Below are 10,737 nucleotides of genomic sequence, written 5' to 3'. Positions count from 1 at the left end.
AAAATATTGAGCCAATCAGGCCTGGAAGAACCTTTGCCCGCCAGCACAGGTTTAAGCTTCCGATAAGTTTCTGCTATCGTAATTAAACAATAGAGTTCCACCATTTCCATATACAATCATACAACATTTATACTGATGAAGGCACCTCTCTATTAACATTAGGTGATTTCGTCTTTTTGTCATGCTTGTCAATTGTCAATGTGCAGTATAATAATATTTCTATAGCGATAAATTATGCTGAGGGTAGTGCAATAGCTTGGCTTTCGGAACTTATTGATGATGTATCATGCTAAAGTTAACCGAACATATCTTTGGCGTTGGTTAATTCATTCTAAAGTTAATGACATTGATAGTATATAGTGCCCAAAGAAAGATATGGTATTTGTAGTACCACGAATGGTTTGTAGTATGGACAGTTAGGAGAGAAAAATATGAAACGCTTATCCCTAGAAAAAATGGCAAATGTAATAAGAGAGTCAAGGACAGCCATGGGTATCACACAGGATGAGTTGAGCAAAAAGACAGGAATCAATAGACAGATGATAGGCAGGATGGAGCAGAATAAATATATTCCATCTATTCTTCAGCTAGAAGAACTGGCAAATGCTTTAAAATTTGATATTACGTCGCTTTTCGAAGATTCTGAACCAGCAGTATATACAGCATTTAGAAAATCAGAAATGTCTCTAGAAGAACAAGCGGGAGTTGATCATATGTTTGAAATGATGCGAGCAGCCAAACAGCAGATTCTTTTGAGAAAGGCTTTACGTCATGAATAAGCAGAGCGGTTATGTACTTAGAAGAGAAGATATTGACGAAGTTAAGAAGCTGTCGATTCAGACAAGGAAGGATTTCGGGGTATTTCCCAATGTTCCATTAGGAAGTGACATACGTATGATACTTGAAAAAGAGGATATTCTGTTGTGCGAATATCCTTTTGCTGACTCTGAGGGGACTCATACATATGGAAATATCACATGGTTTAAAAATGGTGAAGAGACGTTTACATTTATCGGACTAAATACATCCAGTTATTATGATGAGCAAATTTTTGCACTTGCGCATGAGATTTATCATTATAAAACAAAGACTGGAAAAGCATACTCATTGGATATGGACATAGAAGATGAATTGATTGAAAAAAAAGCGGACAGATTTGCTGCAGAGTTACTGCTTCCTGCAGAAGAACTGAAAAATCGCGTTTTTGAATCATTTGGATCTTATGACATTTCTGGATTTGCAGAATTAAAGATTCTTAGATTTGTTGCACGTCTGCAATGTGATTGGTGGCTTCCGTATAAATCTCTAATTAAGAGGTTATCGGAAGAAAACCATATTACTGAAAGTGTATACCTTACATTATATGAATTAGAATGCAGAGACCAGAACAGCATATACGGAAAAATATTAAAGAACACAGATAATGAGATATCGCAGCTTCTTAATAAAAAGACAAAGACGATAGGCATTTCTAATAGAGTCCTCGAAACAGTCATAAATAATTATGAAGATGGTTTAATTGATGATGACGAGTTTACAAAGCTCTTATTATTGTTTAATAAAAAACCGGATGATTATGGCTTTGAGATGGTAGATGAGCTTGATGATGAACTTGAGGAATACTTTGGAAGCGAGGATTGAAGATGAAAGTTGATGTAAAGAATGTCAATCCTGCCTTCGTGGAAATGATTAAGGACCCGAGTCAGAAGATTTTTCTTGATACAAATATCTTTATTTCGCCCGATAGAAGTGGACTTCAGAATAATGTTGGGGCGTTTAAATTTGAAGACTATAAAAAAGTATTTTTGGATCCATTGCGCTCATAACCATCCTGGCGGCGATTGTACTTATGTTTGTAGCACTCATAGCGCAGCTTGTAGAAAGCGTAGTAACACTAGCAAGCAATATGGGAAGTTATCAAAGGCTTTTTCCAATGCGGTGAACAGTCTGGAAAAATCAAATAACTTCCTTGGAAGACTTGGATTTGACGTAGAAGCAATCTTAAGTCTCGGAGAAAAAACACTATCCAGACACAGGGGCTCTTGGAAAAAAGGGTAAGGGAGCTGGAAGATAAATAGCGAGGACTGAACAATAACTCAGAAGTTTTTTGCGAGGAAGAATGATGAACAAAAGCCTGTACGACAAGTTTCATAAATTAATTCTTAGGATGCCAAGCTTTTTGGAAAAGATAGTGGCTGCAATCCTGCTGCTGGGAGTAATTTATAGCTGCATTCAGCTGGCGATACATGTCTTTACATTTCATAGTCTGGCATTTGATGCTTATGTAGAGGACATACTTCTTACCGCATTTAATGCGATTATCGTCATCGAGTTTATTAGAATGCTGATAAAACACTCCATGAATACCATAGTCGAAGTCCTTATCTTTGCGATAGCAAGAGGTCTGGTTGTGGGACACGAAGAGCCGGTGGATGCGCTGATCCGCATTGTATGTATAGGGGGTTTGCTCTTATGCAGAAAATATTTATTCTATGAGTTCGACTTTCAGGAGGAAGAGTAGAGACGGGAGTTCACGAAATTATAATAATTTATTTATGACATATATGTTATAATTCACCTAAAGGCATGGGTATAAGGTATGCGGCATTTGCTGTGTACCTTATTTTTCAAAGTGGGGATTTTTTATGATTAAAAATATGTGGTATGCGGTTTTGTCGTCTCATTATCTAAAACCCGGCAAGCTCCTTGCTGCAAGGCGTTTTGGTGAAAATCTGATTTTTTTCAGGAAAAAAGACGGTGAAGTAAGTCTGGTTTCCAGTCTGTGCGCACACCGCGGGGCATCTTTGTGCAAAGGACGGATTCAGGATGATAACATAAAGTGCCCGTTTCATGGAATCGAGTATGATACTTCCGGAAAGGCTGTCTATATTCCGTCTGAGGGAAAAGCTTCTCATCAGGATTTTTCAAGGTTAAAATTAAAACACTATCCTACCAGAGAAATTGGCGGAATAATTTTTGCCTGGTATGGCGACGGTGAGCCGGACTGCGAACCGGATTATTTTGATGTGATAACGGATAAATCCTATGTTTATGATCATACAGAAGATTGCTGGAGCGTACATTATTCCAGAGTGATAGAGAACCAGCTTGATGTGTCACATCTTGCTTTTGTTCATCATAATACGATAGGCAGGGGGAATAAAACTCTTTGTAATGGGCCCAAGGTTATCTGGCTTGATGAAAATACATTGCAGACAAGTGCCAATAATGAGGTGGACGAGGGGCAGCTTCCAAAGGGTTCTGATGAAAGTATCATAAAGAGTACGAACCTGACATTTAAATTCCCAAATATGTGGCTTAATCATGTTACGGATAAGATTATGATTCTTGCGTTTTTTATCCCTGTTGATGATGAGAATTCCATAATTGCCTTGAGGTTTTATAACAAGATTACCGGCTTTAAGCCCGTTGACAGTCTTATAGCATGGCTGGGCAGCAGGGCAAATAAGATAGTGGAGCGCCAGGATAAACGAATAGTTGAAACGCAGCTTCCCAAGAGGTCAGATTTAAAGATTGGAGAAAACCTCGTTGCAGCGGATCTTCCAATTATTGAATACAGAAACAAAAGAAATGCACTTCAGCTTAATGATGGAACCATATCAAAGAAACCCAAAGAACCGGAGACGGTATCTGTCACAAACACAGGAGGGAACACTATGGATAACAAGGCTATGTACAAACTGTCATATGGATTATTTGTTCTTACAGCTAAAAATGGTGAAAAAGAAAATGGCTGTATCACTAACACTGCCATTCAGGTGGCATCAGAGCCAAATCAGATTTCTTTTGCGGTAAATAAGGCAAATTACACACATGATATGGTGATGCAGACAAAGAAATGTAACATATCGGTTATAAGTGAGGCAGCAGATTTTGAACTGTTTAAGCACTTTGGATTTCAGTCAGGCAGAGATGTGGACAAATTCAAGGACTTTACAGACTGCAAGCATGCAGAAAACGGAATACCATACATTACCCGGGGAACAAATGCCTATTTTTCCATAGACATAAAGCAGACAGTTGATTTGGGCTCCCATACACTTTTTATAGGAATACCTAAAGCTATGGAAGTTCTGGATGCTGCCGCATCAGCAACCTATAGTTTTTATCAGGATAACATTAAGCCAAAGCCGGAAGCAGTTGGTAGGACGCCAAAGGGCGAGACAATATGGCGCTGTAAAATCTGCGGATACGAATGGGTAGGCGAGGAACTTCCCGATGACTTCATATGTCCTATATGCAAGCACCCTAAGGCGGATTTTGAGAAGGTTGTGAGATAAAAGTATTTGTAAAAGGAACTACGCTTCAGTGATTTGGTTATTGAAGGCGATAGTTCCTTTTATATTTGCACATAATTATTTCATTGCGACAAGATGGAACATGGGACAGAGCAGAACTCATCGACCTCTTTAATCAGATGATCCCCAACTTTAATCATATGTACAAAACTATCTATGAAACACGAGATGGCATATTAGCGATGCTTTCGCATTTAGATGAAAATGCTGAGCTTATTATTCGAAACAGATCAATGAATTTGATTTCAAGACAGACGCTTCTATCCTTAGTAATTGGGAAGGCTGTCGAACTAAGGGATGATCTGGGAGAGCAGTTCTTTAATATTTGCTTGATGGTTGCCGCTTTTGGACTAATGCTATCAACGCATTTTGATAAAGAGGATGAGCATGAATTATATTTCCAGCAACTTCGCATAGAACAATTAAAGGGAGAAAATACTGAAGAGAAGGATTATATCAATGAACTTGAAAAAATGATGCTTATAAGTACAAAAAAGCCTCGTAGAATACCCAAGGACTATTATAAAGAGTTTACAAAATATATAGGATGGCTGTTGATTGCATTAGAAAAGCATCGGGTATAGAGATGAGTCGGAATGGTTTTGATCATCTCCTTTGGTATTACCATAGGGAAAAGCAGTGATTTAGATTAATCAAATGCTAAAAACAGGATTATAATATGATTATGGGCATTCTATATCATTGTACTTGCAGCCTATTTCTATTTGATTGTAATCCTCGTTAAGGAGCTGAACCATGTAGAAGCTATGGTTTGATGTAATGGCTTCTACCATTTTTTGATGAAAACAAGCCAATGCATTGTTTAAATCAGGATGGTAAGATATATGGGTTTCCATGTTTGATTCGGTGAATGATGAGGATTTGTGACTTGCCATAATAAGGGTATACATAACAATAGTATCCTTTACAAAATGTTGATGAAAACCGAAGTGACTTTATACAGCTAATATCATTTGTTGGGGTATAATATGTATAAAAAATCAGAGGATAAGTATTTATATCATTATACTTTTCTAAATACGTTAATATGTTACCGGATTATATCGACTTACATTTAAGTGATAATGCCATAAAGGATATGGTAATTAAAGTTGCACCGGATTTTTCACCATCAAACATGGTTTTGCTGCAAGCCTTACTGGATAAATATGCGCCTTCAGTGCGAGTTGAAGAAAGCGCTTTGAGTAATCTAATTAGGTAGGTTTAGACGACACATTTTTATGAAATAACTGTTTTGAGAAATCTATTCATGGGTATGGTAGAATTAAAGGTAACATACGAGAAGAAGGAATAATTTAAAAAACATATATACAGTACAAATGGAGGGTTATATGCTGGAATCACTGCAAATAGAAGGTTTTAGAAAGTATAACAATTTCAAATTAGAAAACTTAAATAACATAAATTATGTGCTTGGAGATAACAATATAGGAAAAACATCTGTACTGGAAGCTATTTATACATGGTCATGCGGCCAGAATGTAGCTCCAATGATGGCTATTCCCTTGGGAAGAGCAAGATATCCTTCTGCAAATCAATACTGGATTATGGATGAACTGTTGTCTATGATTAATCAGCCCCACGACATGCCACTAACAATGGCATTTGAGGGAGTATATAACGGAAAAAAAGAAAGATTTGTACATTCCATATATCCTTCAGATTTAATGGCTGAATTTGATCCTTCATTTAAAAATCATATGGACAAAATAGTTTTAAGGACCAATGATATGGTTGCAGAACAACCCAATCCTATAAATATGCAGATGTATAATCCTCCAATAATAGCACAGTGGGATATTACACATGGTGGAAATAAAGTTCGCGCTAATGTAACTGCTCCTGTATCTATGGTATCAAACACAAAATCGTTTGTGTCTGCTAAGTATATAGATGTGCTTTCACATATCGCTATTAAGGAAAGTGTTCAAATGTATGCGGCTCTAAAAAGAGAGGGAATGCTTGATGAAGTTGTAAAAAGAATTAGTAAAGTGTTTCCTGAGATTGCAAACTTCGATATGATTCCGTATCCGGATGGCTCTCAGGCCCCTGTTAGTGTAGTTAAAAAGGATGGGACATCTCTTCCTTTGTATGCATATGGAGATGGAGTTCAAAGGTGGTTCTATATAATCGGAGCTCTGAGCATATATAAGAATTCAATAATATGTATAGATGAAATAGATACGGGATTTCATCCTGGTGCTCAAGCTGATTTTTGTAAAAACGTCAGCGAATATGCAATAAAGAATAATGTTCAACTCTTTATTACCACACATAATCAGGAGTTTATAGACAGATACCTTGAAGAAATAGGAAAAAAGAAAAGTCTAATGGATAAAGTAAATATTATTACCATGAGAAATAATGACGGGAAAATAGCAGTTAGAAATCTTAGTGCGAGAGAGGCTTGTGAAGTTAGGAATAGTTTTAACATGGAGCTTAGATGATGAAGATAAAGTCGTTAATAATCTGCGAAGGAAATACTGATCAGATTCTGATTGGTAGCTACATAGAAAATACTACGGACTGGAAATATCAGAAAACCTTCAAAAATAATCCGCTCCCCAAAGAAAGTGTCAATTGGTATATCAATGGCAAGAGTGAATACATTGGGATATTGGATAATGGTAGCGATAATTTTACAAGATGTATTGAGCAAATATGTCTTATGGAAACCAATGAACATATTATAGACAGTATTTTAGTTGTTACAGATAATGATGACGAAAGTGCTACAGAAAAGCGTCCAAAAAGCATTTCGGATATTATTGAAAGCAAGTTGGGAGCAACCTTTTCTGATGAAAGATTGGTAGTTAATGGGTGGTGTAGTGCTGAATACGATAACTGGTATGGAAAGGTTTCCATCCGACTAGGATATATGCTTGTTCCATTAAATAAACAAGGTGCTCTGGAGACATTCATGCTGGATGCTCTTTCTGAAAATCTTCCTGAGAATAAGGAAGTTATAAATCAAGTTCAAGAATTCTTAGATTCTTTCAAGTCTGAGGTGTATTTAAAAGGACGTAGAGACAGGGTAAAGGCCAAGATGGGAGTTTCATTATCTATATTTGCTCCGGATAAATCGTTTAGGATAATGAAAGAAATAATAGATTCTGTGGATTGGAGTAAGTTTAAGACTACCAAAGAGCAGTTTGGAATGATAACAGAGTTGTTAAAATAAAGGATGACAATTAGAATTATCAGAGTTATTCCATTTCATATCTCTAGAAAAAGTCATATAGAGCCTAATTGTAATGATATATTTTTGTGATGACGTAATTTGGACGGTTTAAGAGTATGGTAGTAATAGAAGCAACAATGAGTGTGGGGGTGAATCCTCCGAAAGAAAATATTGGGGATAGAGGTAAAAAGATATGAGAAAAAAATATGATGAGGAAAATGTACGGATAGCAAGAAAAAATGCCACTTCGAAATTTTTGTTGGAAAAGGGATTGATTTCAGCAAATGATGCAGAAATGGATAAGCGAGCCAATGCCGCTGTAAAAGCAGCAATTAGTAGGATTGAAATCAAACAAAAGCCTATCGCACGTTATGATGCCACTACAGATCACGCATTTCTAGAATATCCCAATAAAGGAGAAATAAAGTGAACTCAAAAGAAATAAAGCCAATGATATTGTTCTTTGCTGGTCCTAATGGATCTGGAAAAAGTACTATAACTGAATTTTTTGAAATGGTTGGTGAATATACAAATGCAGATGATGTAGTTAAAGCAACGGGATGTTCAAACATTGAAGCTGCAAGAATTGTTGATGAAAGAAGATGGCTTGCAATAAAAGAGCACAAGGACATATCTTTTGAAACGGTATTATCATCTAATTACAAATTGGATATTTTAAATAAGGCAAAGGATGAAGGATATTTTATTAAAGGGGTATTTGTTTTAACATCAAATCCGGAAATTAATGTTGCTAGAATAAGATCGAGAGTATCACAAGGGGGTCACGATGTTGATGATGAAAAAGTTAGATTCAGGTATTGGAAGTCATTAAAGAATATCAACATTCTTTTGGATATATGTGATATTTTGCATGTTTATGATAATTCAGGGGATAAGCCTATAAGAATTATTAGGAAGCACAAAGAAGAATTAACAATATATCCCAATAATCTATGGGATAAGGAGAGAATATTTAGATTGATGAATGGAGAAATAGATAGCTAAGGAATAGGCTTCAAAGAAAACATAGCAATATGAAACAAGCAATCCTTTGGTTTGTCTGTTCTAAAGGTCTAAATGAATGGACCATCGAAGGAATCAAGTATTGGTGAGAATTTTCTTGAAAATGGGACCGACTGAATGTATGGCGGTATGATGGAGAAACAATAATTGACGGATTTGACGATGTGTATGTATCCCGAATAATGAATTTCTAGGTGACGATATATAGAGATAATTAACTATATAGAGATATGGTCTGCTTTATCAAAGAAGTGTTAAAAAATAATCTGAGGTTAGTACATGTTATTTGTGGAATTAGTCATAGCAAGGATTTTACTGATTATGATTGGCACGGAATGAGTTGGTTGCTTTCAATATTTTCGTTTCTGGTATGTCTTCGCAGATTTGTTACAAACGAGAGGGGAATGCATCATGTTCTCACATTTATATCAGATGCGGTGTAATTAATCCCACTAAAGAGAATAGGTGGTTTTCTGAATTAGAAGACCTTTGACATATTTTTATGGGGTAGATAAATGATGTATTTGTTATGATCAATGCGATATCCATAATTCAAGAACAGTGAATGTTATACTTTTTTGAAATAGATTATTCTAGAATAATAAGAAATGAAAAAATATGTATGGGCATACCGTGGAATGTAATGATTAAGGTTGAAAAAAAGAACATATCATGGTACTATACAGTTAAGAAGGTAGCTTCTTCCTTGGTCCCGAGGTTAAAGAGGACGCTCCTATGAAGTGCGAGCCGCGGTGCGAAGCGGTGAACATGGAGGACTATAAAGGTGGTAACTTACCATAGCGCACCTAGTCTTTTGACGAAAGAAAGTTACAAATAATGAGTCAAAATGCCTTGCAGCAATGCAAGGCATTTTATGGTGAAAGATGAATTTATTGAAACAGGCAGCACTTTCTTTTGAAAGGCTAAAGGAGATAAGGTATAGAATAGTATTATCAGCTGGATTGAAAAAGCCATTAGAAGAAATAGAAATAAATTTCTATGATGAGGATTTGTTTCATATTTTAGGGCTGCAACACCTATCGGACATTGATATACCAAAGAACAAAAAGAAGATCATATCACAGATTTTGAATGGAAAGATTACTGATGAGTATCTTCAGAATAGTGAATATTATGCTGATCAGCAGGGCTATAACATAAAACATAGGATTGAGCTGGCGGGATACCTAGAAGAATACCTTGATTCTGATAATTTCACTGTTGCAATTTATAAGCTTCAGCATGGTAATCGTACATTCATACGCGCAGATTATTTGATTACATGTAAACGAGTAAACTCTGATGAAGAATACTACATTTTCATCCGTAAAAGGAGCGGTCAGGATTATTATGGTATTGTTTCGTGCTTTGCCAGGACCAATACATCCTATTGGGGTGGGAAAAGATATCTGATGTTGAAAGAAAAGATTGAAGGTGTTGGTAAGACCGAACAATTCAGACATCCGAATTACAAGGAGTGATGAGGAGCTATAGCGAGCTACTAGTCTTTGTAGAACGAGAGAACATAATACAAGACTTTTACGGGTGGATATATTCAGCCGGAAGAATAGAAGATATAGGAAGGGCAACCAAGGATCCGGCATGTTTTCAAAAGCTTATAAATGATTTTAGGAAAGCATGTGTGTAAGCAAATAACAATGCTGAGCGCATCTGATATTAACGCTGCTTCAAAATGATTAAAGAGTACACAGTAGGGAATGTTGTGTACTCTTTTGTTTTGTGTTTATGATTAATATTAAATTTAGTTTTTATTAAATGCGAAAATAGAGAAAATATATAGGATTGAATAGCAGTAATAATTAAACGATTTTATAAACATAAATAAACTATAATTTATAATTATTTTATAATTTTTACATTTTTATTTATTAGGTGGATGATATAATACTCATTGTTAGACAATATTACATTCTAAATGATGTTGTCACTTATGAAGGGGCGGTGACCTGGAGCGGTCATCAATTTGAGGAAAAGTTCAATAGACAATGAGGGTATTATATCAATACTCTTAATAAAGGAACCTCAAGTTCCTTTATTAGTTCTTTGCATTCCGCAATAAATCCCCAAGTAAGGCGTACCTTGACAAGTGAATAATGAAGCTGACTATTTTATATTTTATCAAAATTGTACTTAGAAAAGTACACCAAATATCTATTTGAAGTATACGAATTG

At 35.8% G+C, this 10,737-nt stretch carries 12 protein-coding genes and 1 pseudogene; 12 read left to right on the top strand and 1 reads right to left on the bottom strand.

Annotation, left to right across the window (positions count from 1 at the left end):
• Positions 1-431: 431 nt before the first annotated feature.
• From T501_RS19640 to T501_RS19610, 7 genes and pseudogenes are all read left to right on the top strand, one after another.
• Positions 432-779, top strand: a complete 348-nt coding sequence (locus tag T501_RS19640) for a helix-turn-helix transcriptional regulator (protein ID WP_044917247.1) — start codon at positions 432-434, stop codon at positions 777-779.
• Positions 772-1,641, top strand: a complete 870-nt coding sequence (locus tag T501_RS19635) for an ImmA/IrrE family metallo-endopeptidase (protein ID WP_026512268.1) — start codon at positions 772-774, stop codon at positions 1,639-1,641. The genes T501_RS19640 and T501_RS19635 overlap by 8 nt, the downstream gene beginning before the upstream one ends.
• Positions 1,642-1,643: 2 nt before the next feature.
• Complete coding sequence (locus tag T501_RS19630) at positions 1,644-1,826, top strand: hypothetical protein (protein WP_044917245.1); 183 nt, start codon at positions 1,644-1,646, stop codon at positions 1,824-1,826.
• Between the two features lie 293 nt (positions 1,827-2,119).
• A complete protein-coding gene (locus T501_RS19625) occupies positions 2,120-2,521 on the top strand; it encodes a hypothetical protein (RefSeq protein WP_156094546.1) in 402 nt (133 codons plus the stop codon).
• 124 nt (positions 2,522-2,645) lie between these two features.
• A pseudogene (locus T501_RS22815) lies at positions 2,646-3,581 on the top strand (Rieske 2Fe-2S domain-containing protein); the annotation flags it as partial.
• Between the two features lie 96 nt (positions 3,582-3,677).
• Entirely contained in the window at positions 3,678-4,301 is a 624-nt protein-coding gene (locus T501_RS22810) for a flavin reductase (RefSeq protein WP_044917252.1), read from the top strand.
• An 83-nt stretch (positions 4,302-4,384) separates the two neighbouring features.
• Positions 4,385-4,903, top strand: coding sequence for a hypothetical protein (locus T501_RS19610; RefSeq protein WP_156094545.1), 519 nt, complete (start codon positions 4,385-4,387; stop codon positions 4,901-4,903).
• A gap of 99 nt (positions 4,904-5,002) precedes the next feature.
• Here T501_RS19610 and T501_RS23080 read toward each other — a convergent pair whose 3' ends face one another.
• Complete coding sequence (locus tag T501_RS23080; RefSeq protein ID WP_156094544.1) at positions 5,003-5,215, bottom strand: hypothetical protein; 213 nt, start codon at positions 5,213-5,215, stop codon at positions 5,003-5,005.
• 456 nt (positions 5,216-5,671) lie between these two features.
• Between T501_RS23080 and T501_RS19605 the strand changes: the two genes are divergently transcribed.
• From T501_RS19605 to T501_RS19585, 5 genes are all read left to right on the top strand, one after another.
• Positions 5,672-6,787 carry an AAA family ATPase gene (locus T501_RS19605; RefSeq protein WP_044917239.1) on the top strand — a complete coding sequence of 372 codons (1,116 nt, stop codon included), beginning with the start codon at positions 5,672-5,674 and terminating at the stop codon, positions 6,785-6,787.
• Complete coding sequence (locus tag T501_RS19600; protein ID WP_156094542.1) at positions 6,784-7,521, top strand: DUF3226 domain-containing protein; 738 nt, start codon at positions 6,784-6,786, stop codon at positions 7,519-7,521. The genes T501_RS19605 and T501_RS19600 overlap by 4 nt, the downstream gene beginning before the upstream one ends.
• Positions 7,522-7,714: 193 nt before the next feature.
• Positions 7,715-7,951 carry a hypothetical protein gene (locus T501_RS19595; RefSeq protein WP_026512274.1) on the top strand — a complete coding sequence of 79 codons (237 nt, stop codon included), beginning with the start codon at positions 7,715-7,717 and terminating at the stop codon, positions 7,949-7,951.
• The gene (locus tag T501_RS19590) at positions 7,948-8,526 is read left to right on the top strand and encodes a hypothetical protein (protein ID WP_026512275.1); all 579 of its coding nucleotides are present in this window, start codon (positions 7,948-7,950) and stop codon (positions 8,524-8,526) included. Before T501_RS19595 ends, T501_RS19590 begins: the two co-directional genes overlap by 4 nt.
• Positions 8,527-9,428: 902 nt before the next feature.
• Positions 9,429-10,025 carry a PBECR4 domain-containing protein gene (locus T501_RS19585; RefSeq protein ID WP_156094541.1) on the top strand — a complete coding sequence of 199 codons (597 nt, stop codon included), beginning with the start codon at positions 9,429-9,431 and terminating at the stop codon, positions 10,023-10,025.
• Positions 10,026-10,737 lie beyond the last annotated feature (712 nt).

This window comes from Butyrivibrio sp. WCE2006, assembly GCF_000701985.1.
Classification (GTDB): domain Bacteria; phylum Bacillota; class Clostridia; order Lachnospirales; family Lachnospiraceae; genus Butyrivibrio.
This window is presented reverse-complemented; position numbering and strand designations above follow the sequence as displayed.